Here is a 25545-nt window from a genome sequence, read left to right on the forward strand (position 1 = left end):
GAAGATGATGATCGCGGTCGTTCAAGTGGCCGAGGTCGTGGTCGCAGCCGTTATGACGACGACGAAGATGATGATCGTGGCCGTTCAAGTGGCCGAGGCCGTGGTCGCAGCCGTGATGACGACGATGACGACGATGATCGTGGTCGTTCAAGTAGCCGAGGTCGTGGCCGTAGCCGTTATGATGACGATGACGATGACGATGATGATCGACGTGGTCGTTCAGATGGCCGTGGACAAAACTCTCGTAATCAAAAACGCGATGCTTATGGACGCTTTACGTCTTAAGCAACCAGTTTTTGAGAATAAAGGAGGCATTATGCCTCCTTTATTTTTTATTATTTTTAAACTTATGAATGAGTAAGAGGGTGTAGGCCTTTTACAATATCTGTAAATTCTGAGCCGTTTATCCAAAAAGATTTCTTTAAAAATAATGTCGTCATAATACTTTCGGCTGCTTCACTTTCCGGATTTTCACAGAAAATTCCATAGCTTTCGCCTAATACCGCATCATTTTCAATAAGACGGATATAGTAGGCATGTTGTTCATTCGCATAACCTAAAACTGCATCACGTTGATTTTTCATTTCGCATGTCTCCATACCAAAAACTGAATCTAACTCATATTTAAGTGTTCAGAATTTCATTGATAAAAATCAAAACAGTCAGTAATAAGGACTATTTCACAATAGGTTTTGATTCTCTTCAAATTACCATTTTTGTTTTAACATCCCTGTTAAAAGCAAAATGGATTAAAATCTGATCATGAAATTTATTGTTATGCAAAAAAAATATTTCGTCAACTTGAAAATGTAACTTTTTCAAGTTACATTGTTTGTGTAGGATTTGAACGGTGAAATGGAGGCGATATGCCAAAGAAGAAAGAATTCGAGCATGGCGGTGCACGGGAAAACGCCGGCCGTAAAGCACAGTTCAATGAACCCACCAAAGTGATTCGTGTTCCTGAGTCTCAAGTCAACTTTATCAAAAATTGGTTACTGAATAATGTCAAAACCGATAACCAGACAGATTTCACCTCAAAACTAAAAATACAGCAGGTGCATCCGAACAACGATAAAATTTACCATATCCCTTTGGCGACAGAACGCGTGGCTGCGGGTTTTCCATCGCCAGCACAAGATGATATTGAACAAGCACTCGACTTAAATGAGTACTTAATTAGAAATGAAAATGCCACCTTTATTGTCAAAGCCAATTCGTTGTCCATGTTAGATGCCGGAATTGATATTGATGATCCGCTTATTGTGGACCGTAGTATTCCTGCTAAATCGGGCGATATTGTGATTGCACTTATCGACAATGATTTCACTGTTAAGCGCTTAATGATTGATACCCAATTTCAACCTCCTAAAGTGTGGCTAAAAGCAGAAAATCCTGATTATCAAAATATTTATATTGAAGAGGGGCAAGAACTGGTGATTTGGGGCGTTGTGACGTATAACCTCAAACGTATGAGATAAATTTTTCTTATATTTTATTATTCATGTTACTGACCTGAAATGGAGGCCAGTAACTTTTTGCTGAATATCTTTTTAAATTTGCCCAATCAATAAACATGTAGCGATAACGACCATCAAACCACCTGAAAAACGGCCGACTAACTGTGCTGCCTGCGGTCTGGTTTTCAAAATGGCCTCTGAACCATAACCCACCATTAAGTAAATAATGGCGCAGCTAATCATGTGGACAACACCAAAGGCAAGAATTTGAGTTGTCACTGACCATGAAGCAGTGGTGTCAATGAATTGAGGAAGCAAGGCTAAAAAGAGTAAAAAAACTTTCGGGTTTAAGCCACTCACATAAACACCTTTAGTTGCCCAGCTCAACCATGACTGAGCCTTTTCAGAACCAGACTGATTTGGAGTAGGAGGGGTAAGTAATAAGTTTATTCCCATCCATAACAAATAAGCAGAACCCGCCACAGTAAGAATCATCAAAGCAGTTGGGTTATTTGCTACAAGCAGACCAACACCAGCCGCTACCAATAAAATCGTAATAAAGTGCCCAAATAGCATACCTGCAACAGCGGGTACGACGACTTTACCCTTAATACCTGCCGAAATGGCATAGGCCCAGTCTGCCCCTGGTGTAATAATAAAAAGAATAGAGACACTCCAAAATGCAATAAAAATATTAAAAGCCATATACTTATCTCGGCAAACTATTTTCCAAAGGTTTCGCCCGTGGTTTAGAAAAAATCCCTATTTATTCGAGCTTGTTGAAAATAATATGCTCATGTATTTAGAATGTGCTTTTAAATGTTTGCTCATATCACATACATTTGGGGTAAATTTTTCTAAATGGATCGCACAGATAAAAAGATTCTTGCTGAATTGCAATTAAATGGCCGATTATCTATCACTGAATTGGCAGAAAAAGTTGGTTTGAGCATTTCACCTTGTCACAGACGAGTGAAGGCTTTAGAAGAGTCGGGAGCTATCAAAGGCTATCGGGCAGAACTCGACCCAAACTTAGTCGGTTTTGAGTTTTCAGCGATTGTTTTTATTACGCTTAAAGAAGGTGATAAACAGGCAGTAGAGAAGTTTGAAAATGCCGTAATTGATATCCCGCAAATTATTCAGGCCCAACGCTTATTTGGTGAACCAGATTATTTGCTACATGTGGTCGCTAAAGATTTGCCGGCTTTTCAGCGTTTGTACGATGAAAAATTATCTGCTATTCCAAGTGTGCAAAGGCTCATCTCAACCATTGTGATGAAAGATGTAGTGCCTGAACGTTTATTTCCGATTGGCTAAGAATCATCAGATATAAAAAAAGAAGCTTTAAAGCTTCTTTTTTTAATTGGTAAGGGAGTTAAGCATCGAGTGTTTTACACAAAGAACAAATTGTACCGTTATGTTTGTGAGAGAACATAATATCTGGACGCTCATAGCCTTGCTCACATACGCGGCAGTGATAAACAGTTGCTACTGGTGTACCTTCAGCATCGTAACGTGGTTCTTTAACGCCATCATCGTGTGACTTGATGTAGTATTTTCCTTTGGTTAGTAGGCCCATGATTGGTGTTAATACAAAGGCAAGTACAAGCGCAATAATTGGAGAGTAAGGCGCTAGGAAACTACCCAGTAAGCCGAAGAATGCTGCAATTGATAAGCCTGCTGATACAAGGAACGCAACCATACCAACAGGGTTTACGTTGTAGAGCATGTCACGGCGGTATTCCGGTTCTTTTGGTGAAAGTTTTAAAACATATTTGTTGATCGAAATATCTGTTGCAACCACCACCACCCAAGCAATCGCAAAGTTTGAATAGAATCCTAAGATTTTACCCAATACCGCAAACATGTTGCCTTCCATCAAAGCAAGCGCAATTGCCAAGTTTACGATCACAAAGACAATACGCCCCGGATAATGTTTGCTAATACGAGTGTAGGCACTTGTCCATGCAAGGGAACCAGAGTAAGCATTGGTCACATTAATTTTAATTTGAGAAATAACCACTAAAATAACCGCGAGTGTTAAAGCAGCCCAACCCGGAAGCATGTCATGAAACGCTGCATTAAACTGTTGAACAGGTTCAGTGCTGTTTACGCCCGGTATTTTAGTAAGTAAATAGAATCCTAAAAATGCTCCAATAATTTGTTTGATTGCCCCTAAAATCACCCAACCCGGACCTGCTGAAATAACTGCTGCCCACCATGCTTTGCTATTTTCTTTTGTTTTTGCAGGCATGAAGCGTAGGTAGTCAATTTGTTCACCAATTTGCATGATTAAAGATAAGCATATACCCGCACCGAGCATAATCGCTGCCATATCTACAGGTGCAAAACCTTCATGACCTGTAAACGTTGCAAACTGGCTAACTAAGGTAGGTTCTTGGTAAATCAGATAGGCTACAGGACCAATCATTAGAACGAGCCAAAGTGGGGTAGTCCAGACTTGTAATTTACTTAAAGCTTTCATGCCGTAAATGACGAGTGGAATGACCATAATGGTTGAGATGAGATAACCTGCCCAAAGCGGAATACCTAAACCGAGCAATAACCCTTGCGCCATGATTGAACCTTCAAGGGCAAAGAAAATAAATGTGAAACTGGCGAAAATGATACTGGTAAGAACCGAACCGATGTAACCGAAACCTGCGCCGCGGGTAATCAAGTCAAGGTCGATGTTATAGCGCGCTGCGTAATAGGCTAAAGGAATGCCGGTTAAGAAGATAATAATCGCTGCAAATAAAATGGAGAAAACAGCATTGGTTGTTCCGTAAGACATACCAATACTGGCACCAATAGAAAAGTCAGCAAGATAGGCAATACCACCAAGTGCAGTAATAGCGACAACTTTGGGACTCCAGCGCCGAAAGCTGTGTGGAGCATAACGTAAAGTATAATCTTCTAAGGTTTCATTCACTGCTTTTTGTGAATCTGTACCTTGCACAGTGTCCAGATTTGGATGTTCAGATACACTCATAACATCAATCTCCCAATCATTTTCGGTCAATCAACACAAATATTGATCATTGTTTTTTGATGGATTTGAGTGTGTGATTTTTGGGAAAAATTGAAAATACGTTATTTTGCGTATATGTGCGTATTAGAAAAAATCGCCATGATAAATGACTTTTGGCATAAGGATTGCTGGGTTTAATGCAGCCACATGCCAAACATGAGTGTTATGCCAGATACTTCACACCCCCAACAAGCGCCACAACGTGTGATCAAAACACGCCGTGAATATAATATTTGGGTGGCAGATGAAAGTATCGAAGATTATGCGCTCCGCTACGCACCCACCTCAGTACGAAAATGGTCACCTTGGACTGTTACCAATACCGCAATTTCGACCGTTAGCTTTTTGGCTATGGAAGCCATTGGGGCAACCATGCTTTGGCAGTATGGCTTTAGCAATGCAGTCTGGGCAGCAATTGTCGTATGTACCATCATATTCTTAACCAGTTGGCCGATTAGTTACTACGCTGCAAAATATAATGTAGACGTCGATTTGCTTACTCGTGGTGCAGGTTTTGGCTACATTGGCTCGACCATTACATCTCTCATTTATGCCAGCTTTACCTTTATTTTACTTGCGTTTGAAGCCGCCATTATGGCGATGGCACTTGAGCTTGCTTTAGGTATCCCACAAGTTATTGGTTACTTAATTTCTGCCTTAGTGATTTTGCCTTTAGTGGTTAAAGGCATTGGTTTTATTAATAAAGTTCAGGCAGTCACTCAGCCAATCTGGCTCTTATTGCTGTTATTACCGTGGTTTTTTGTACTTTGGAAACAGCCACAAATTTTAAGTAGTAGCCTACATTTTGTTGGTGCGGTTTCAAACTCGACTGATTTTAATCTGTATTACTTTGGTGCGGCGTGCACTCTTATTTTTTCATTTGTGATCCAAATTGGTGAGCAAGCCGACTATTTACGCTTTTTACCCCAACAAGAAAAAAACAGAACCGCATGGCGTTTTGCCGTTTTTTTAGGTGGCCCATCCTGGATTATTTTTGGTTTTCTAAAAGTTCTAATGGGCATGCTGCTGATGGTGTTGGCTTTTCAGCTGTTTATTCCTGTCTCTGAACTAGACAATCCGACTTATTTATATTGGGTTGCTTATCAACAGTTTATTCCAAATCCTCAGCTAGCTTTAATATTAACTTTAGCACTGGTTTGCTTGGCGCAAATTAAAATTAATATGACCAACGCCTACGCTGGTTCATTAGCATGGTCCAATTTTTTTGCCCGCTTGACTCATAGCCATCCAGGGCGAATTGTTTGGCTTCTTTTTAATGTGTTTATTGCCATTGTTTTGATGGAAATGGGGATTAGCCATGCGGTTGAACGTATTTTGGGACTATATAGCAATATTGCTTTGGCATGGATTGGCGCCGTTGTTGCCGATTTAATTATCTGTAAGCCTTTAGGTCTAAGCCCGAAAGGAATTGAATTTCGCCGTGCTTACTTATATGACATTAATCCCGTAGGCGTGGGCGCCTTACTGATTGCTTCAGTGTTATCGATGCTGAGTTACTTGGGCTTTTTCGGATTGATGGCGAAAGGCTTGGCGAGTTTTATTGCTTTGGGGAGTGCGGTGTTATGCGTGCCTGTTATTGCTTACTTAACCAAAGGTAAATATTACATTGCACGCCAGCCTGAAAAAATTCAAGCGACTTCGGTTGCAAATTGTGTTGTGTGTGAACGGGACTATGAACTTGCCGATATGGCGGGTTGCCCAGCCTATAACGGTACGATTTGCTCTCTATGCTGTTCACTTGAAGCACGCTGTCACGATTTATGTAAACCCGATGCACGTTGGTCAGTACAACTCAAAAAAGCCATTTGGCACTGTTTACCAGAACGTTGGGCCAGCCGTTTAAATAGCAGGGTCAGTTTGTATTTATTACTGACTCTGGGGTTGTCTATTGTTCTGGCAGTGAGTTTAAGTCTGGTTTATATCCAAGAAAAAACCTACTTAGAAGCCATTAATGCCGCAGCCGTTCCGCAGTTATTTACGCTGTTTGTCAAAATTTACACGATTTTATTTTTATTGATGAGCGTTGCTGCATGGTGGTTAGTGTTAAACGATGAAAGTCGTCGTAATGCTGAAATTGAGACACATCAACAAACAGCATTATTGATTGATGAAATTGCTGCCCATGAAGTCACTTCAAAAGACTTACAAGATGCCAGAATAGCAGCAGAACGGGCCAATGATGCAAAAAGCCGTTATGTCATTGGCATTAGCCACGAACTACGGACACCTCTAAATAGTATTTTGGGTTATAGCCAATTACTTCAAAAACAAGAGCAACTCTCTGAACAAGGAAAAATGGCGCTCGGTGTGATTAGCCGCAGTGGTCAACATCTGACTTCACTGATTGACGGTTTACTAGATTTAGCACGAATCGAAACAGGTAAAATTTCTTTAAATGTAGTGGATGTCCATTTCCCCAATTTTATTGGACAGATTATTCAAATGTTTCAGCCGCAGTTTGAACAGAAGAATTTACAGTTTGTTTATGAAATTGGAGATAACCTACCGCATTACGTCCGTACCGACAAAAAACGCTTAGAGCAAGTGCTCATCAATTTGCTGGGCAATGCTTTAAAGTTTACAACGAGCGGTACAATTACTTTGAAAGTCGAGTACCGTTTTCAAACGGCGTATTTTGAAATTAGAGATACGGGCTGTGGTATTGCAGAAGCAGATTTAGAGCGAATCTTTAACCCGTTTGAACGGGGCAGTAATGTAGTACAAGGCGGATTTACCGGAACAGGACTCGGACTACCAATTGTAAAATTATTAGTCGATTTACTCGGCGGGCAGTTATCGGTGGCTAGTCAGCTCAATCAGGGTTCTCAGTTTAAGATTAAGTTTTATTTACCTTCAAAAGAAGTGGTTCATCCAATTTCTAATGTTTACTCCAACCAGATTACAGGCTATCAAGGCGAGCGAAAACGAATTTTAGTTGTCGATAATGAAGCGGTGGACCGAGGTTTGGTTGCTAATTTTCTAAAACCATTAGGGTTTATAATTGAAGAAGCCGAGTCAGGCATTGACTGTTTAAGACGAGTACCTATTTTCCAACCTAATCTGATTTTGATGGATTTAAATATGCCTTTGATGGGCGGGTGGGAAACAGCACGATTATTACGTCAGAATAATATTACCAATGTGCCGATCTTAATTATTTCCGCCAATGCAGGCGAGCGCGAAGTCAATCCACAAGATGCAGTCTTAAGTGAAGACTTTATGCTAAAACCAATCGACCTGAATTTGTTGTTGAGTAAAATTGGAGACAAGTTAGGCTTAGTTTGGATTGATTCCAAATCAGAGACATTCCTTGAAAATGATGAAGTTCAAGCACTTGATGTAAAGGTGTTTAAGCAGGAGCAAGCTGCTGTTCATACATCAATTACACAACCTGAAAATAAAGACCTGCTTGATTTACCGCAAAGCTTGCAACAATTAAATGATTTAATTGGGCAGGGCTATATTCGAGGAATTCAACAGACTTTAATGCAATGCCGGCAAAATTTTCCGGAGCATAACGAATTATGGGAACAGCTTGAACAGGCTATTCGAAAGTTTGATTTAAAACACGCGCAACGATTGATTCAGGATAAGCAATGAGTACGCAACATGTTTCTTTTCAGCAAGCTTCGCCAAACGAGCAGGCTGTTATTCTGATTGTGGATGATGTGCCGGAAAATCTGGGCTTGTTACATGAAAGTCTGGATCATGCAGGCTATCGCGTGCTTGTTACAACGGATGGATTAAGTGCTATTGAAATTGCACACCGATGCTTACCGGATATGATTTTACTTGATGGCAATATGCCACATATGGATGGTTTTGAAAGTTGTATACAGCTTAAAGCGAGCCCAATTACGCAGTTTATTCCCGTCATTTTTATGACAGGTTTGTCTGAGACAGAACATATCGTGCGTGGTTTTCAGGTCGGTGGAGTGGACTATGTAACCAAGCCTCTAAATATTGAAGAAGTATTAGCAAGGGTAAAAACACATTTGGCACATGCCAAACTATTGCAACAGCAAAAACAGGTGATTGATGCAACGGAAACAGCCATTCTCGCGCTAGATGTTCACGGTAAAATTGTGTGGAAAACTCAAAAAGCCAGCGATTTACTGAATCAATATTTACCTGAATTAGAGGGTTTTGAAGCAGGTTTAAAAGCTTGGTTTTCAGATTTAGAGCAAGAAAAAGACCCCAAAAAATTAACCAGCTGTTCTTATTCAACACCATCTCAGCAATTACAGCTTTTATTGCTCACGCCGTGGGAGAGTGAGCCAAGTGTGGCTAAAAATTATCTTATCCAGATAAAAACTTCTACACCAGCTTTGGAAATGGCTGATATTTTGAAATATTGCCCACAGTTGACTCAACGTGAGGCAGAAGTCATGCACTGGTTGTTGTTAGGGAAAACCAATAAAGATATTGCAGAAATTTTAGAGCTTAGTCCACGGACGGTGAACAAACATTTAGAGCATGTTTTTGAAAAACTTTGTGTTGAAAACCGAACTGCTGCGGTGGCGCATATTAATAGCTTGGTACAAGAGTTTCATTAACTTAATTAAAAAGCTAGAGGCCCTTAGAGAGCCTCTATCATTTTTCTTACTTCAAGCTCTGTTTAAAGAAACTGGTTAATTTATTAAATGGAATGAGATCGACTCGATCATATAAATCAACATGTCCAGCGCCTTTAACGTAGTAAAGTTCTTTTGGTTGGCCTGCGCGTTTGTAAGCCTCTTCACTAAACTCTTTTGAGTGGGCCTGATCACCAGTAATAAATAGCATTGGACGTGGTGAAATCGTTTCAATGTCATTAAAAGGATAGAAGTTTAAAAATTTGACATTACTTGTGAGCGTTGGGTGAGTCGTAAGCTCTCTCGATGAGCCTTTAGGCGTATATTCTCCGCGTGGAGTACGATAAAAGTCGTAAAATTCACGTTGAATAGGGTGTGTATCTACTGTTAGCTCATGCGTGGTTCCGCTGGTATATTTGGTTTCACCACCTTTAAATTCAACATAACGCTGTGCAGCGGCTTCTGCAATAATTTGCTTTCTTTGCTCTAAGGTTTGTGAGTGACGTAAACCATTGCGGTTTGCTGCACCCATATCATACATGCTGACAGTTGCTATCGCTTTCATACGCGGATCAATTTTTGCTGCACTAATGACAAAGCTCCCGCTTCCACAAATACCCAGTACACCAATATTATTAGGGTCAATGAAAGATTGTGTTCCCAAATAATCTACAGCGGCACTAAACGCTTCTGCATAAATGTCTGGTGCAACCACATTTCTTGGTTGGCCCGCGCTTTCGCCCCAAAATGATTGATCAATTGCTAACGTCACAAAACCTTGTTCAGCCAGTTTTTGTGCATAAAGCATAGAGCTTTGCTCTTTTACAGCCCCCATCGGGTGACCGATTACAATTGCAGAGGCTTTAGTCTTTTTATTCAAATTTTTGGGAATAATCATATTGCCGACAATATCCATATTGTATTGATTTTTAAAAGTCACTTTTTGAATAGTCACTTGCTGACTTTGATAAAAATTATTCGCGCCGTTACTCATGTCTGCTGCCATAGCTGAAGTTGAAGAAAATAATCCAATTGTTGCTGCACAAACTGCCGCCGCTGTATGTGTTTTAAGCTTTTTAAAAAAGGGAGATGTAGTCATAAATACCTCAATTTAAACAATGTGAATGGGTGAGTAGGTGCATGCTTATTTGATTTGTGAAATTGAAATTTTGATCGGTTGGTTTTGCTTGAATGCTTGGGGAATAGCATCTAGTTTTCCAAGAAAAATAAGGCCATTGGCATAACCAACATGAGAATCTTTATAGAAAAAAGCCAGATTACCCCAAGGAGCATAATAGGTAAGATCACCCGCTTTTCCGGCATATCCATGAGGCGCGTTTTGTGTAGTTAGCTTGGTGGGTAGATCAGCTATTTTTTCAGTGGAGTCATAATCTTTAAGTGTTAATGTCAGTGGAAGCTGCTTGGCAAAATCTTCAACAGTAGGTGACATGGCTAATGTGGCAAATAGCGGTTGCTGTGTTCCATCAATATCAATACGGATTTTCATCATCGATACCCTTTGTTGATTTTTATCTTGAGGCTTTATTGCATAAGAAGCGAAAGTAACTGAGAACAAAGCACATAGGCTGACTAAGCCTTTAAAAAACCTATGATTAGCCATATCAAATCACCTCACTTCTTTAAGAAAAAAGCATATAAATACAATGAAGCTATTTATTCTTTAACGTAAAGATATGAGTGGAATTCATTAATTTTTTACAATAATAAAATGCCTCATAATAATCGCCTCAGTTTATTTAAATCTTCATGTTTACTGCTTGATATGGATTTTAACGAATCTTCTTTTTAATAATTAGTCTAAAAAACAAACATGGACTTATGAGTAATATTCATGAATAGTTTTATACTCTATAATGATATTGAACCTTGAACAGAGATAAAAGCAGATGATAAATAAAGAAAACTATAATGATCTTTATGCTTTTTTAATGGTGGCAAGAGAGGGTAGTTTTACTAAAGCCGCAGGGAAAATGGGAATTTCACAATCTGCGCTAAGCCATACCATTCGGGGTTTAGAAGAACGTTTGGGAATGTTACTCCTGACCAGAACTACACGTAGTGTTTCACCTACAGCAGCAGGCGAAAGGTTGAAACAAACGATTAGTGCTAGTTTTGACCAAATCGATAATGAATTATCACTTTTGACTTCATTTCGAGACCAACCCGCTGGTACGGTTCGGATTAATGCTAGTAGCCATGCGATACGGGAAGTGCTGATTCCAAAACTTAAAAAGATTGCGGGTGATTACCCAGATGTGCAAGTTGAACTAACTGCCAATAGTGGGATGGTCGATATTGTGGCAGAGCGCTTTGATGCAGGCGTTCGTTTCGGAAGCCGCGTAGCTGATGGCATGATTGCGGTACGTATTAGTCCAGATGTCAAAATGGCGGTAATAGCAACACCAGCATATTTTGAAAAATATGGAATTCCACAAACACCTAAAGATTTAGTGAGTCATCAATGTATTGGATTTCGTCTAACGACCCAAGGCAGTGTGTATGCGTGGGAATTTGTGAAAGATGGTCAAGAGACAAAAATCAAAATTCAGGGGCAATGGATATTTAATGAAAGCTACGATATCGTCGAGGCGGTTAGAGCTGGATTTGGACTGGCTTATATTCCAGAAGATTTGATTCGAGAAGATCTAAAAGAAGGGAAGCTGATTCAAGTTTTGGAAGAGTACAGTATCCAGTTTCCTGGATACCATTTGTACTATCCACATCGCAGACAACTTTCACCTGCATTACGGTTGGTTATTGATGTGTTACGTGAGTAGCATTCCGCCATGTAATATAGGCAGTCAGCGCGCCTAATAGCAAAATAGTTGCGCTCATATAGAACGTGACGCTATAGCCATGTGAGTCATATAACAATCCGCCTATAGTTGCGCCTAGAGTAATTGCAAATTGAATAATCGCAACCATCAAACCACCACCAATTTCGGCATCTTGATGTAGTGTTTGGGCAAGCCACGTGTTCCATGCAACAGGTGCCGACGTTCCAATAAAGCCCCATAACCCCATCAATATGGCAACAAACTATAAATGTTCACCACCAAACACAAAAGCTCCAGCAATCACTGCCATAATGAATGGAATAAGAATCAGATAACGATAAACATGTTGGTGGAGGATTAAACTAATTATAAATGTACCCACTAAACCTGCTAAACCCAATATTAATAATAAAATGGATAGCATTGTCGCATCGACATGAGTAACGTTTTCTAGAAATGGGCGTAAATAGGTAAATAGCGCAAATTGGCCCATAAAGAGTAATAAAATTCCGGTCATCCCATAAAGTACAATTGGGCGTTTTAGTAAACCAAATGGATTTTTAGATTTCTCAACTGACAATATTGCAGGAAGAGAGGGCATACTTTTAAATTGCCAAATAAGTGCAACAATCGCGATGGGGACAATACAGAAAAAAGCACCACGCCAGCCAATAATTGAACCCAAAAAACTTCCTAATGGTGCTGCAATTGTGGTGGCTAGCGCATTTCCACCATTTAATAAACCGAGTGCTTTAGGTACTGAAAGCGGAGGAACGAGTCGCATAACAATTGATGTCGACATGGCCCAAAAACCACCAATAACTACGCCTAAGATTGCACGACCCAACATAAACAAAGCCGCAGAATGGGCAAATGTAATGACTATGCCAGAGAAAATCATCAGTAGGGTGAGTAATAAAATGATATGTCGTCGGTCCCATGCCTTAAATACACGGCTAATCGATAAGCTGGTCATCACAGCAAAAATACCAGAAATTGCGATTGCTTGACCCACTTGGCCTTCACTCATATTTAAATCTAAAGAGATGGGGGTAAGTAAACTTACGGGCATGAACTCAGATGCAATTAATACTGCGCAGCAGAGCGACATTACAAAGACGGCACCCCAAGCAGGTGTTGAATGTTCATATGTGCTTTGCTCAATTTGATGAAAAGAAGGCATAAAAGTTCCAATCTCAAAACCATTGAATTTTCATAAATGAAATGAATAAAATCTGGTCGCAGAGCTTAACAACAATGATTTGAGAGGATTAGACGCTGAATTACGAATAGAATTATGAATTTTATGCATGAATTGTATTTAAAAAGCATACAGACTCGCTGCTAAAAACAGGCTATTTTTTTACACTTAGATTTGTTCTTATAGATAAAGATTATACAAAGTCATTTCTAAATAAATATGAGTCGTAATACGAGGAATTCATTGTGAATATTCAACAAAAAGATGATACAAAACACGGCAGCTTTAGCTTACTTGATGGTGAAACCGTTGCAGGCGAAATGACTTATACATGGGCAGGCGAAAGCATGCTAATTATTGATGCCACAGATGTGAATGAAAATTATCGTGGACAAGGCGTAGGTCGCCAATTACTTGATGCTTTAGTGGCTTTTGTTCGTGAAAAAGACGTAAAAGTAATTCCGCTTTGCCCATATGCTAAATCGGTTTTTGATAAAGACCCAAGCATTGGCGATGTACTTAGAAAGTAAGCAATAGATTAAAAATCATTTAATAGAAATCGGGCCTTGGTGTCCGATTTTTTATTGGTTTTATTATTCATCTTTATTTTAGTGAATATGTTTTGAGCGATTGTATTCAACTGATTCGAAGATTTTCGATTGCCAGATCGAATTTATCAAACTTATAGAAAAGCTTATCTAATAAAAATAGTTTTAGACCAATTGGGAAAAAAATAAACTCGTTGCACAAATATTTAATGGCTGATGAAAGCTAAATATTTATAACGTTTTAATATTATTTTTGGAATTTTCCTTGAACTGGCAGTATATCCATAGTGTGTTGCCGCAATTTTTCTCTGCAACTTTGACCACGCTGAAAATTTCAATTATCAGCATTATTTTGGCGATTATTGTAGGACTGATTTGCAGCATTTTAATCACATATCGCGTGCGGGTACTAAATAGAATTGCCCAGTTCTATATTGAGTTATCTCGAAATACCCCTTTATTAATTCAACTGTTCTTTTTGTATTACGGTTTGCCAAAACTGGGCATCAAAATCGATGGTTTTACTTGCGGTGTAATCGGACTGACCTTTTTAGGCGGAAGCTATATGGCTGAAGCTTTTCGAGCAGGTTTGCAGTCTGTGGCAAAAGGGCAAATTGACTCAGCAAAAAGTATTGGTCTGCAACCGATTCAAATTTTTAGATATGTCATTTTTCCTCAAGCACTGGCTATTTCAATTCCGGCAATAGGGGCAAATTGCCTATTTCTAATTAAAGAAAGTTCTGTGGTGAGTGCCATTGCTGTCGTTGAACTGCTTTTTGTGACCAAAGACTTAATTGGCATGGACTATAAAACTACGGAAGCTCTGTTTTTACTCATCATGGCTTATCTGATTATTTTATTGCCCGTGTCTATTTTAACCAGTTATCTGGAGCACAGAAGTCGGAAGGTGAGCCATGGAACTTGATTATCTATTTCAAGCGAGTCACCTCGAACGTTTAATGTGGGGACTTTGGGCAACTGCAAAAATTGCTTTTATTTCGGTCTTTTTCTCTGCAATTTTCGGCACAGTTTTCGGCGTCATTATGACTTCTAAAAACATAGTCGTTAAAGCATTGTGCCGTCTGTATTTAGAAGCGATTCGAATCATTCCAATTTTAGTTTTGCTGTTTGTGTTTTATTTCGGCTTTGCGACATGGTTTAACTGGCAGTTTTCTGCAATGTGGGTTTGCGTTGTTGTGTTTGTTTTATGGGGTACGGCTGAAATGGGCGATTTGGTTCGTGCTGCCATTACTTCGATTGATCAGCATCAACGTGATTCGGCCTATGCGCTCGGACTTACCCATGTTCAAGCTTTGGTCTATGTCATTTTTCCGCAAAGTTTAAAACGAGTAACTCCTGGCGCGATTAATTTATTTACCCGAATGGTGAAAACTAGTTCCTTGGCAGTCCTGATTGGTGTAGTTGAGGTCATTAAAGTTGGCCAGCAAATTATTGAAAATTCGCTGTTAACCGTGCCGAGTGCTTCTCTTTGGATTTATGGCTTTATTTTTATTTTGTATTTTCTAATTTGCTATCCCTTATCTCGTTTGGCGGCACATTTAGAAAAGGTCTGGGAGTAATTATGCCTTTGTTATCGATACAACAATTACAGAAATCATTTGCACAAAGTCATATTTTACAGGGCATTGATCTGGATGTAGAACAAGGAGAGGTGGTTGTTATTTTAGGTCCATCGGGCTGCGGTAAAAGTACTTTATTGCGCTGTATTAATGGCTTAGAACCGATTCAGGGTGGTGAGATTCGTTTAACTGGTTCAGGCGTGCTCGGTAAAGATGTGGACTGGACTAATGCTCGTCAAAAAATTGGCATGGTTTTTCAAAACTATGAGCTATTTGGGCATATGAATGTTATTGACAATATTTTGCTTGGACCACTCAAAGTACAAAAACGCCACCGCGATGAAGCTGAACAAGTCGCAGATGAATTGCTAAAGCGAGTCGGGCTATATGAGCGAAAACTTGATTATCCACGACAACTTTCTGGCGGACAAAAACAGCGTATTGCCATTGTTCGTTCACTGGTCATGCAACCTCAAGTGATTTTACTTGATGAAATTACCGCTGCGCTTGATCCGGAAATGGTTAGGGAAGTGCTCGATGTAGTACTTAAGTTAGCGAACGAAGGAATGACCATGTTGATTGTGACACATGAGATGTCCTTTGCCCGTAAGGTTGCCGACCGCATTATTTTTATGGATAAGGGCAAGATTATTGAACAGGCTTCACCAGAAGAATTTTTTGAACAGCCGAAAACAGAACGAGCGAAAGCCTTTCTAAATATTTTGTCGTACTAAATTTTTATTATTTGAATCATGAGGAAGTGAATGTTTAAACGTAATTCAATAAAAATATTAAGCAGTCTTGCTGTTGCTGGGGTGTTGTTAACTGCATGTAGTAAAACGCCATCAACTGAACAGGCAAGTAATTCTCAAGAAGACCATTCTTTAGAGCAAGTCAAAAAAAATGGAGTTCTACGAGTTGCGGTTTTTGCTGATGATCCGCCGTTTGGTTATGTAGACAGTGCTGGAAATAATCAGGGCTTTGATGTGGCTTTAGCAAAACGGGTTACTAAAGATTTGCTCGGTGATGAAAAGAAAGTTGAGTTTATTGTGACTGAAGCTTCAAATCGGGTGGAGTTTTTAAAATCAAATCGAGCTGATGTTGTATTCGCGACATTTACGGTAACGCCTGAACGTAAAGAGGTTGTCGATTTTGCTGAGCCTTATTTAAAAGGTGCGTTTGGTATTGTCTCGCCTAAAGCCAAGCCGATTACCGACATTGCCCAATTAGAAGGTAAAACCTTAATTGTCAATAAAGGCACAAGTTCGGATACTTACTTTACCAAGCATTATCCGAAAGTGAATTTACTCAAGTTTGAAAGAAATTCGGATGCCTTCAAAGCTTTAACCGACGGTCGTGGTGACGCAATTTCACAAGATAGTACGTATGCTTTGGCATGGGCCGCGAAGAACCCAAGTTATGTGGCGGGTATTCAATCTATTGGTGATCAAGAGTTTATTGCACCAGCAGTGAAAAAGGGCAATACCCAACTATTGAATTGGCTCAATACTGAAATTAAGCAGCTAAGAACTAGTGGTGAAATTAAGAAAATTTATGATGAAACCTTGAAACCAATTTACGGTGACTCGGTCAATCCGAATGTGTTTTTAGATGTAGGCCAATAATTTTCGATATCGCTAGAGCAGTGTCTGAAAGTAGGCGCTGCTATTTTTAAATAAGACTTTTACAAGAACGATAGGGTGAAATAATGACAACATTAACATTTCAAAACGTGAAGCATATTTTAGCTGCGTCTTTACTGAGTTTAGGTTTAGTTGCATGTGACAAAGGAACTCAGTCTACTGAAAAAACGGCAGATACTACACAAACTGTGTCGAGTATTGAACAGATCAAAAAGAATGGTGTGGTACGAATTGGTGTATTTAGTGATAAACCGCCATTTGGATATTTAGATGCTCAAGGTAAAAATCAAGGTTTTGATGTAGAAATTGCTAAGCATGTCGCTAAAGATTTGCTGGGTGATGAAAACAAAGTTGAGTTTGTTTTAACTGAAGCGGCTAACCGTGTCGAATACTTAAAAGCCAATAAAGTGGATATTATTTTTGCCAACTTTACTGTTACACCAGAACGTAAAGAAGTTGTCGATTTTGCTAAACCTTATTTAAAAGTGGCGCTCGGTGTGGTTTCTCCTAAAAGTCATCCGATTACTGATGTGGCTCAACTTAAAGATAAAACTTTGTTGGTGAACAAAGGGACGACAGCTGATTCATTCTTCACCAAGACTCATCCTGAAATTAAACTACAAAAGTATGAGCAAAACACTGAAACTTTTGATGCTTTAAAAGATGGTCGTGGTGCTGCGCTTGCACATGATAACTTGCTGGTTTTAGCTTGGGCTAAAGAAAATCCAAATTACACTGTTGGCATTACCAATTTAGGTGAGCAGGACTTAATTGCACCAGCAGTGAAAAAGGGTGATAAAGAGTTATTGGACTGGTTGAATCAAGATTTAGAGAAACTGGCTAAAGAAGGTGTGATTCATCAGGCTTATGAAAAGACTTTAAAACCTGTCTATGGCGATACGATTAATCCAAAAGATTTATTGGTTGAGTAATTCTAATAAAGAGGACTCTAGATAGGATTTGCTCGAGTTAAGAGCCGACTAGATTTTTAAAGTCGGCTCTGCTGCTAATTTATCTGCCAAATATTGAATCAACACACTCAATTTAGGCGGGACATGCCGTGTCGGTGGATAAAGTAACCACAGCCCACCACTATAATAGGTCTTAAAATACCAATCTGGTAAAACCTGCACTAAGGTACCTTGTTGTAGTGCATGGCGTGCAACGAAGTATGGCAAGCTCGCAATACCTAAATGCTGTAATGCGGCACTCAAACGCACACCTGTATGGTTTGCTGCATAACGACCACGCACGGCAACACTGATCGATTTATTTCCTTGCTGAAATTTCCACTTTGAGTCACTGGCTTGTTCACCCAAGTAAATACATTCATGCTGCTTTAAATCATGAGGGTGGTTCGGTATGCCATGCTTGGCCAAATACTCAGGCGTAGCACAAACCAAGTGATCAATATCAATGAGTTTTCGGCCCATAAGACCACCTGGTGGTTGCTCTGTAATTCGAAGTGCTAAATCGACGCCATCATCAATGAGATCTACATAGCGATCTTCTAAAAGCATCTGTATATCAATTTTAGGGTAGCGTTCTAAAAATTCGGGTAAATGCGGATGAATCATAAAATGTCCCACAGCTTTTGGAACACTCATACGAATAATACCTTCTGGTTCAACATGAAATTGACCCGAACTTTCCATGACTGCTTGTGCCGCATTCACCATATCTAAACAGCGTTGATAGACCTGTTGTCCACTTTCACTTAAACGAAGTTTCCGTGTAGTCCGATAGAGTAAGCGGGTGCCTAAAGCACGTTCTAAACGAGCAATCGCGCGGCTCACAGCAGAAGGTGTTGTACCAAGCTGGCGGGCAGTTTCAGAAAAGCTTTCCGACTCGACAACCTTAACGAAAGTCGCCATTTCATTTAACAGAACCAGATTTTGATTTGTGCTCATGAGGCAAAAATTATTTGGATTTTGATTAGATTATCGCGTCTAAAAAATCGCAATACAATCTTTTAGGTGATTTTCAGGAAACTAAATTGTTATGTGGCAGTTGTATGGACATGAGTTTTTAACGCTAGCTCTTATTCATTTTATGGCGGTGATTTTACCGGGACCAGATTTTGTGATTACGGTCAGACAAAGTGTACGTTATGGTTATTTGATTGGATGTCTAACCGCAATTGGTATTGGTGTTGGGATTTCGGTTCATGTCTTTTATACCTTGGTTGGGATTGGTTTTTTGATTCAACAAAGTGAATGGCTCATGTCGCTTATTAGAACAGCGGGAGCAGTCTATTTAATTTATTTGGGGTGGCAGTGTTTACGTAGCCAGCCGAATACCAATATTGAAATTAATGGCCAAGCAGGCAGTGATAAGCCGAGTTTATTTAAAGCTTTTACAATGGGTTTTCTTACCAATGCGTTAAACCCAAAAGCCACTATCTTTTTTCTGGCAATTTTTACGACGATTGTAAGTACAACTACACCAATGAAAGTTCAGGTCTTTTATGGAATATGGATGTGTATGGTCAATGCTATTTGGTTTATGGTGGTGAGTGTACTGTTTGCACAGCCTATTGTACGTAAACGGTTTTTAGAATTTGGAGTTTATTTTGAGCGGGTGATGGGAGTGTTGTTGATTGGGATTGCGTTGAGATTGATTTGGGGATTGTTTAATTAAGTTGGATATCTATTGATATTTCCTCAGGTTAAAGTCATCTGCAAGTTTTTAGACTAGCACAACGGAGCCCATACTTGCATTTGCTAGTGCTAAATTTCATCCACAGCCTGCCCATAATTTATAAAGATAATGTATTTGCAATATTATTTGAAAAATGAAAACAGAGAACAGGTTCTGTGGATGAGAAAGTTTTTGGTTACTTTTTTAAAAAAGTAACGGAATTAGCTACTTTCTTTGGATTTGAAAACGGTAAGACTCCGCCGTGATAAGCACTTTAAATTATCTATAGTACTAATAATTTTTAGCTCGAGCCGAAGGCTAACTTAGAAATCGAATTTCAAATAATAAGACTCAACTGTGATAGCTATTTTGTCTTATTCCTATATATGAAGTTGAGTTCAAGTAGTTTTAATAAATAATCCATAAAAAAGACCGCTCAAAAGCAGTCTTTTCTAGTCTAAAAATAGATTTAATTGCTACGCCTATTACGTGTCAGTTGATGTAACACTGACACCAATAAATCAATTTCTTCCGTCGTGTTATAAAAAGCCAAAGACGGACGCACGGTCTGTTCTACACCAAAACGACGTAAAATTGGCTGTGCACAATGGTGCCCAGAACGTACAGCAATACCATGTTGATTTAAAGCTTTACCCACTTGTTCGGTTGAATAGCCTTGTAAGGTAAAGGACATAACACTGGCTTTGTGATGTGCGGTTCCGATCAGGCGTAAACCTGACACACTACTCAGCGCATTTTGACCATATTCGAGTAGATCATGTTCATAGCGAGCAATGTTATGAATGCCTAGACTTTCGACATATTCAAGTGCAGCGCCTAAACCAACAGCATCGGCAATGTTTCCAGTTCCAGCTTCAAACTTGTTTGGTGCAGGTTGGTAAACTACTTGTTCGAAGGTAACATCCTGAATCATGTTACCGCCGCCTTCCCAAACAGGCATACTTTCTAGCAATTCTGGTTTTGCATAGACCGCACCAATACCTGTTGGACCAAACACTTTATGTCCAGAAAACACAAAAAAGTCTGCATCAAGAGCTTGTACATCGGTAGGGATGTGCGAAACAGATTGAGCACCATCAACTAAAACACGAACACCTTTGGCATGCGCAATTTTAATGACTTCAGCAACAGGTGTGACTGTACCCAAAGCATTTGAAACTTGAGTAATCGACAGCAGTTTGGTGCGCTCATTAATCAGTTTTGGCAATTCTTCTAAAATAATTTGCCCAGTGTCATCCACAGGAATGACTCGTAATTTCGCTCCAGTTTTTTTAGTGAGTTGATACCAAGGCACAATATTGGCATGGTGTTCTAAGTGAGAAACGATAATTTCATCACCTTCACCAATATTTTGCTCACCCCATGTTTTTGCAATCAGATTAATGCCTTCGGTTGTTCCTCGAACAAAGATAATTTCTTTAGAAGAGGGTGCACCAATAAATCGGGCCACTACATTTCTTGCATGCTCATAGGCATCGGTTGCACGAGCTGCTAACTCATGGGCAGCACGGTGAATATTTGAGTTTTCATGCTGATAAAAATAAGCAATCCGATCAATCACGCGCTGCGGTTTTTGTGTAGTGGCTGCATTATCAAACCAGACCAAAGGTCGACCATTGACGCGTTCCTGTAAAATTGGGAAATCGCGACGTATGGCATGCACATCGAGTGGTTGAGCACTGCTTGCTACAAAAGTGGGTTGCGATGGTTGATAGTGACTATAACTTTGTCCACTTTGAGGCAAGTCTAAAAAATAAAATGCAGAGCTTGCCGAACTTTGGGTGGGCGTGTTCGTTGCAAAACGATCTTCCGTCAGTAATGACTTCAGCTGGTCACCATGTGGCAACTGAAAAGACTGTGCAACTGAATAATTATCTTCAACACCTTTAACAGACGGTTCTGCTGTATTGGGAGCAGAAAAATCATTTAAAAAATAATAAGGTGATTCACCTGCACCAGTGGGTAAGTTTGGTTCAATGCGTGGCACATTGGGTTCACTATGAGCAGCTTGTGGCAAATGTGGCTCAAATGGTGGGCGCGGCAAATTAGCTCCACCAACCACAGGCGCAGACGCTACAATTCGACGTTCAGGGTAGTCTGGCAAATTTGGAATATGTTCAGGATATTCCGGATTAAGACTTTTCTGAAAGGCGATATTGGGCGCACGACCACTGAGTGCAGAAAATGGTTCACCCGGTTGTGGTGGGTGTGGTGGCGCTCCGACAGGTAAGTCCAAGTTTAGGCCCGATGGAGAAGTTGAACTGCTTGAGCTTGGTAATGCTGAAAAAAACTCATTAGCAAGTCGAGCAATGGTGGACTCATCAGGGAAGTTGGCTGGTGGATTAACACCAGTCACTTCAGGCCCCGTTGGACTACCTTGCAGATTACTTGTAGTTAACTGGGTAGTCATGATATTTGTCCACCTCCACATCATCTAATACTGCCAACGCATCATCAGTGAGTACTGCAAGTGAGCAATATAACGAGATTAGATACGACGCAATCGCGTTACGGTTGATTCCCATAAAGCGTACTGAAAGCCCTGGTGACTGTTCACCAGCAAGACCAGGTTGGAACAAACCAACAATCCCTTGACGCTTTTCACCAACACGAAGCAGCAAGATTTTAGTTTTGCCATCTTCTACAGGAATTTTATTTGATGGAATGATTGGAATACCGCGCCATGTAATGAATTGCGAACCAAATAAGCTAACCGTTGGAGGTGGCACACCACGGCGTGTACATTCACGTCCAAATGCTGCAATCGCATCAGGGTGTGCTAGGAAAAATCCCGGTTCTTTCCAGACTTTACGTAGCAAATCATCAAGATCATCTGGAGTAGGTGGGCCATTTAAAGTCGAAATACGTTGGTCATCTGTCACACTTGCCAGTAAACCATATTCAGGGTTATTGATAAGCTCACTTTCTTGACGTTCTTTAATGGTTTCAATGGTTAAACGGAGCTGTTCTTTAATTTGGTCGTGTGGGCTGCTGTAAAGGTCAGCAACACGTGTATGTACATCTAAAACAGTAGATACACCATTTAAAAAGTATTCGCGTGGCTCTGGGTCATAATCAACAAAAGTTTGAGGTAAAGTTGCTTCATCGCGTTGTGTGCAAGCGACTTGAATATCATCGGTATTACTTACACGGTTTAAGCGGTAGATACCTGCTTCAACAGGAAGCCATTGAAGTAAGTGAGTCAGCCATCTGGGAGTAATTGTAGAAAGTTGGGGAGCAGTTTTGGTTGCATTGGCCAGTTGACGGGCTGCGTGGTCCCCCAGCGCAAGTTGGGCTTTGTCAGTATTTTTCGCCATGAATCATTTTTCCTTATTACAGTGGCTTGGTTATAAAATGTTAAATTTTTAAATTATCGTGTTAACAGATTAGAATTAAATATTCGATTTTCAAAATATGAATAAGGTATAAATAAATGAATACAGGTCACTTATTATTAATAAGCATATATTTATGAAAATTTAATATAAATAAGTAATAAACTGATTTATATATACCAAATTCATATTTTTAATATATTGGTTAAAACTCTTATATATAAAATTGTGAGTACGATTTATTTAAATTCTGGATTTTTTTGATAATCCTCCAGTGGTGACTGTAAAATCTGGCTTCCTGCGGGAATACTATGTGTAAGCCAGACATTTCCCCCAATAATGGACCCTCGACCAATCGTAATACGACCTAAAATAGTGGCACCTGCATAGATCACCACGTCATCTTCAACAATTGGATGGCGTGTATAGTCTTTTTTCAAACCACCATCATCATTCGTTTCAAATCGTTTCGCTCCAAGGGTCACTGCCTGATAAATACGAACACGCTCTCCAATAACGCTAGTTTCACCAATCACCACACCCGTACCATGATCGATGAAGAATCCTTTACCGATTTTTGCACCCGGATGAATATCAATACCAGTTGCAGAATGCGCCAACTCGGAAATAATGCGAGACAATAAAGGCACTTGGGCATAGAGTTGATGCGCTATTCGATGATGAATAATCGCAAATATACCCGGATAGCAAAGTAATACCTCATCCACACTATGCGCCGCCGGATCGCCTTCATAAGCAGCACGCACATCGCCGTCTAAAAGACGTCGTATAGAGGGCAAGGTGTTGGCAAAATCCTGCACAATATTTTGAGCAAGTTCGTCTGGCTGTTGGACTGTGTTCGAATGACTCAAATGACGTTTTGCTTCATAGTTTAAAGCCAGTTGTACTTGAGCATGTAAGGCTGTGAGTACCCGATTTAAAGTATAGGCAATATAAGAATCCTCAGTTTCCTGACGTAAGTCGGCAGGGCCTAAACGCATTGGAAATAAAATTCCGCACAGATCATCTAAAATGGCTTTTAAAGCCTCTTTAGATGGAAGTTCACGACCCCCAAATTCTTTGGTCCGGTGCTGTTGTTGACGCCAGTCATGCCTTGCTTGTTGTAAACCTTGTACAACCGCATTAATGTTCCATTGAGTCACAAGCTTTCCTTGATTCACTGAAAATTGATTAAAATATTAGTCTTGTTGCCAAGGAAGTTGATGGATGCGCCAGCCATTTTTCTGATTACGCTGTTGCTGATCATTTAGATCGCCTTCGAAGCCTTCAAGAACGTTATAAATGTGCTCAAAACCTGCATTAAATGCGGCCTCGGCAGCTTGTGCTGAACGGTTGCCACTACGACATAACAAAAGAATGGTTTTATCTTTGCCAACTTTTGATTCAAGTTCTTTTAAAAAGCGTGGATTACGGTTAAATGACGTGCCTGTTGCCCAAGCGACATGAACACTTTCAGGGACATAACCCACAAATTTGCGTTCTTCATTGGTACGCACATCAACTAAAACAGCTTCGCCCTGTTGTACGAGTTGCCATGCATCAGTAGGTGATAAACTGCCACTAAAATTAAGTTCATGGTCCTGTGTGTATTGCTGTGCTTTATAAAGAATTTCTTCGGCTGAAAAGGATGTATTTGAATCATTTGAGATAAAGCTTTGCGGAGCTTCTGTATTTAATTTAGCGTTCATTGAATATATCCTTATCTTTGATTCAGATTGTTAAGGTTCAATTTACGCGTTTTTAAATATAAGCAAAAATAAGGAATATCTATTTATATATATTATTTTGATAAATAAGAATGAGGGATATTTTTATAAAAATAGTATTAGTTAATCTTATAAACTTATTAAAATAAAATAGATTTAAGAAATTTTAATAGTTAGTAAAAAACCGTGTGAATTAAAATAATCCACACGGTTTTAAACATTAAGCAAATCCACCATTTACTCGAATGACTTGTGAATTTACCCAACGTCCATCTGGACTAGCCAGCATGGCAACTACGCCAGCAATTTCGTCAGGTGTCCCGATTCTTTCCAATGGAGCAAGTTTTGCAATAGCTTCCACTTGCTCGTCAGTTTTTCTATTATAAAAAAGGTCAGTACCTGTCGGGCCGGGCGCAACGGCATTTACAGTAATATTCCGTCCGCGTAACTCATTTGCTAACACATGTACCAAACCTTCGACACCTGCTTTTGAAGCAATATAAGGACCATATGCTGGAAAAGATTTGGCAATTACACTGGTTGAAAGCGCAATAATCCGACTACCATCTGGCACTGTTTCGGCCGCATGCGCCAATATTAAAAACGAGCCACGTAAATTAGTATGAATCACTTTATCGAAATCTGGCAGGCTTTCAGGTGTAATTTTTGCCATAGGCATAATACCGGCACTATGAACCACAACGTCTAATTGACCATTAATGGCCTTTGCCTCTTGAAATAAACGGTTCACCTCATGTTCATTTGCAACGTCCGCTTTAATAGCTGAGGCTTGACCACCTTGCTCAATAATATGATCTACAGTTGCTTGGGCATGAACCTTATTGCCAGCATAGTTAACAATGACATAAAAGCCATCTTGTGCTAAGCGTTCAGCAATAGCACGACCAATACCACGTGATGCGCCAGTAACCAGAGCTGTTTTTCTTGAAATATTCATTTTTAGATTGC

24 protein-coding genes and 2 pseudogenes are annotated in these 25545 nt (G+C 39.8%); 13 read left to right on the forward strand and 13 right to left on the reverse strand.

All coding sequences use genetic code 11. The annotated features are described in order from the left end of the window. Positions 1–285, forward strand: a pseudogene (locus tag HMPREF0014_RS25170) (stress-induced protein); the annotation flags it as partial. 62 nt (positions 286–347) lie between these two features. On the opposite strand, the gene HMPREF0014_RS10195 reads toward HMPREF0014_RS25170, so the two are convergent. Then, positions 348–584, reverse strand: a complete 237-nt coding sequence (locus HMPREF0014_RS10195) for a hypothetical protein (RefSeq protein WP_004709372.1) — start codon at positions 582–584, stop codon at positions 348–350. A gap of 282 nt (positions 585–866) precedes the next feature. Here HMPREF0014_RS10195 and umuD point away from each other — a divergent pair, with 282 nt between their 5' ends. Further along, on the forward strand, positions 867–1478 hold the full coding sequence (gene umuD, locus HMPREF0014_RS10200) for a translesion error-prone DNA polymerase V autoproteolytic subunit (protein ID WP_001124839.1): 612 nt from the start codon (positions 867–869) through the stop codon (positions 1476–1478). 72 nt (positions 1479–1550) lie between these two features. Here the strand turns inward: umuD and HMPREF0014_RS10205 are convergent, their stop codons facing one another. Beyond that, on the reverse strand, positions 1551–2162 hold the full coding sequence (locus HMPREF0014_RS10205; protein ID WP_002048382.1) for a LysE family translocator: 612 nt from the start codon (positions 2160–2162) through the stop codon (positions 1551–1553). A gap of 156 nt (positions 2163–2318) precedes the next feature. Here HMPREF0014_RS10205 and HMPREF0014_RS10210 point away from each other — a divergent pair, with 156 nt between their 5' ends. Further along, positions 2319–2774, forward strand: coding sequence for an Lrp/AsnC family transcriptional regulator (locus HMPREF0014_RS10210; protein ID WP_000376211.1), 456 nt, complete (start codon positions 2319–2321; stop codon positions 2772–2774). 58 nt (positions 2775–2832) lie between these two features. Here the strand turns inward: HMPREF0014_RS10210 and HMPREF0014_RS10215 are convergent, their stop codons facing one another. Beyond that, the gene (locus HMPREF0014_RS10215) at positions 2833–4449 is read right to left on the reverse strand and encodes an allantoin permease (RefSeq protein ID WP_004709366.1); all 1617 of its coding nucleotides are present in this window, start codon (positions 4447–4449) and stop codon (positions 2833–2835) included. 195 nt (positions 4450–4644) lie between these two features. Here HMPREF0014_RS10215 and HMPREF0014_RS10220 point away from each other — a divergent pair, with 195 nt between their 5' ends. Both HMPREF0014_RS10220 and HMPREF0014_RS10225 read left to right on the forward strand, forming a co-directional pair. Further along, the gene (locus HMPREF0014_RS10220) at positions 4645–8109 is read left to right on the forward strand and encodes an ATP-binding protein (protein WP_006580975.1); all 3465 of its coding nucleotides are present in this window, start codon (positions 4645–4647) and stop codon (positions 8107–8109) included. Then, positions 8106–9065 carry a response regulator transcription factor gene (locus HMPREF0014_RS10225; protein ID WP_004887665.1) on the forward strand — a complete coding sequence of 320 codons (960 nt, stop codon included), beginning with the start codon at positions 8106–8108 and terminating at the stop codon, positions 9063–9065. Before HMPREF0014_RS10220 ends, HMPREF0014_RS10225 begins: the two co-directional genes overlap by 4 nt. Positions 9066–9111: 46 nt before the next feature. On the opposite strand, the gene HMPREF0014_RS10230 is transcribed toward HMPREF0014_RS10225, so the two are convergent. Together HMPREF0014_RS10230 and HMPREF0014_RS10235 are read right to left on the reverse strand one after the other, a co-directional pair. Beyond that, the gene (locus HMPREF0014_RS10230; protein ID WP_006580976.1) at positions 9112–10182 is read right to left on the reverse strand and encodes an alpha/beta hydrolase; all 1071 of its coding nucleotides are present in this window, start codon (positions 10180–10182) and stop codon (positions 9112–9114) included. Between the two features lie 45 nt (positions 10183–10227). Further along, the gene (locus HMPREF0014_RS10235; protein WP_004887661.1) at positions 10228–10704 is read right to left on the reverse strand and encodes a cyclophilin-like fold protein; all 477 of its coding nucleotides are present in this window, start codon (positions 10702–10704) and stop codon (positions 10228–10230) included. Positions 10705–10990: 286 nt separating this feature from the next. Between HMPREF0014_RS10235 and HMPREF0014_RS10240 the strand changes: the two genes are divergently transcribed. Beyond that, positions 10991–11881, forward strand: a complete 891-nt coding sequence (locus HMPREF0014_RS10240) for a LysR family transcriptional regulator (RefSeq protein ID WP_004887659.1) — start codon at positions 10991–10993, stop codon at positions 11879–11881. Here HMPREF0014_RS10240 and HMPREF0014_RS10245 read toward each other — a convergent pair. Further along, positions 11859–13064, reverse strand: a pseudogene (locus HMPREF0014_RS10245) (MFS transporter). The gene HMPREF0014_RS10240 and the pseudogene HMPREF0014_RS10245 sit on opposite strands and share 23 nt — an antisense overlap. 263 nt (positions 13065–13327) lie before the next feature. On the opposite strand from HMPREF0014_RS10245, the gene HMPREF0014_RS10250 reads away from it, so the two are divergent. Next, positions 13328–13612, forward strand: coding sequence for a GNAT family N-acetyltransferase (locus tag HMPREF0014_RS10250; protein WP_001025680.1), 285 nt, complete (start codon positions 13328–13330; stop codon positions 13610–13612). A 106-nt stretch (positions 13613–13718) separates the two neighbouring features. Here the strand turns inward: HMPREF0014_RS10250 and HMPREF0014_RS25345 are convergent, their stop codons facing one another. Further along, entirely contained in the window at positions 13719–13832 is a 114-nt protein-coding gene (locus tag HMPREF0014_RS25345) for a hypothetical protein (RefSeq protein WP_078225548.1), read from the reverse strand. Between the two features lie 63 nt (positions 13833–13895). On the opposite strand from HMPREF0014_RS25345, the gene HMPREF0014_RS10255 reads away from it, so the two are divergent. From HMPREF0014_RS10255 to HMPREF0014_RS10275, 5 genes are all read left to right on the forward strand, one after another. Next, positions 13896–14555: an amino acid ABC transporter permease gene (locus tag HMPREF0014_RS10255; RefSeq protein ID WP_001104469.1), complete on the forward strand. Its 660-nt coding sequence runs from the start codon at positions 13896–13898 to the stop codon at positions 14553–14555. Further along, on the forward strand, positions 14545–15210 hold the full coding sequence (locus HMPREF0014_RS10260) for an amino acid ABC transporter permease (protein WP_000418067.1): 666 nt from the start codon (positions 14545–14547) through the stop codon (positions 15208–15210). Before HMPREF0014_RS10255 ends, HMPREF0014_RS10260 begins: the two co-directional genes overlap by 11 nt. A gap of 2 nt (positions 15211–15212) precedes the next feature. Continuing rightward, complete coding sequence (locus HMPREF0014_RS10265; protein WP_001130362.1) at positions 15213–15944, forward strand: amino acid ABC transporter ATP-binding protein; 732 nt, start codon at positions 15213–15215, stop codon at positions 15942–15944. Positions 15945–15974: 30 nt separating this feature from the next. Next, entirely contained in the window at positions 15975–16835 is an 861-nt protein-coding gene (locus HMPREF0014_RS10270) for a transporter substrate-binding domain-containing protein (protein WP_000476797.1), read from the forward strand. 83 nt (positions 16836–16918) lie between these two features. After that, positions 16919–17785 (forward strand): cysteine ABC transporter substrate-binding protein, encoded by an 867-nt coding sequence (locus HMPREF0014_RS10275; RefSeq protein WP_000209985.1) that lies wholly within the window; start codon positions 16919–16921, stop codon positions 17783–17785. A 48-nt stretch (positions 17786–17833) separates the two neighbouring features. Here HMPREF0014_RS10275 and HMPREF0014_RS10280 read toward each other — a convergent pair whose 3' ends face one another. After that, positions 17834–18763 carry a LysR family transcriptional regulator gene (locus tag HMPREF0014_RS10280; RefSeq protein ID WP_004887652.1) on the reverse strand — a complete coding sequence of 310 codons (930 nt, stop codon included), beginning with the start codon at positions 18761–18763 and terminating at the stop codon, positions 17834–17836. A gap of 91 nt (positions 18764–18854) precedes the next feature. On the opposite strand from HMPREF0014_RS10280, the gene HMPREF0014_RS10285 reads away from it, so the two are divergent. Continuing rightward, entirely contained in the window at positions 18855–19493 is a 639-nt protein-coding gene (locus tag HMPREF0014_RS10285) for a LysE family translocator (protein ID WP_004887651.1), read from the forward strand. Between the two features lie 469 nt (positions 19494–19962). Here the strand turns inward: HMPREF0014_RS10285 and HMPREF0014_RS10290 are convergent, their stop codons facing one another. The 5 genes from HMPREF0014_RS10290 to HMPREF0014_RS10310 form a co-directional block, all read right to left on the reverse strand. Beyond that, a complete protein-coding gene (locus tag HMPREF0014_RS10290; RefSeq protein WP_004887650.1) occupies positions 19963–21924 on the reverse strand; it encodes a family 2A encapsulin nanocompartment cargo protein cysteine desulfurase in 1962 nt (653 codons plus the stop codon). Beyond that, positions 21899–22831, reverse strand: coding sequence for a family 2A encapsulin nanocompartment shell protein (locus tag HMPREF0014_RS10295; protein WP_004887649.1), 933 nt, complete (start codon positions 22829–22831; stop codon positions 21899–21901). The genes HMPREF0014_RS10290 and HMPREF0014_RS10295 overlap by 26 nt, the downstream gene beginning before the upstream one ends. A 257-nt stretch (positions 22832–23088) precedes the next feature. Then, positions 23089–24030 carry a serine O-acetyltransferase EpsC gene (gene epsC, locus HMPREF0014_RS10300; protein WP_082187626.1) on the reverse strand — a complete coding sequence of 314 codons (942 nt, stop codon included), beginning with the start codon at positions 24028–24030 and terminating at the stop codon, positions 23089–23091. Between the two features lie 18 nt (positions 24031–24048). Next, positions 24049–24558, reverse strand: a complete 510-nt coding sequence (locus tag HMPREF0014_RS10305) for a rhodanese-like domain-containing protein (RefSeq protein ID WP_004887645.1) — start codon at positions 24556–24558, stop codon at positions 24049–24051. Between the two features lie 238 nt (positions 24559–24796). Continuing rightward, positions 24797–25534, reverse strand: coding sequence for an SDR family oxidoreductase (locus tag HMPREF0014_RS10310; protein ID WP_004887643.1), 738 nt, complete (start codon positions 25532–25534; stop codon positions 24797–24799). Between the last annotated feature and the right edge of the window lie 11 nt (positions 25535–25545).

The sequence above is a fragment of the Acinetobacter sp. RUH 2624 genome (genome assembly GCF_000162375.2).
Lineage (GTDB): Bacteria > Pseudomonadota > Gammaproteobacteria > Pseudomonadales > Moraxellaceae > Acinetobacter > Acinetobacter nosocomialis.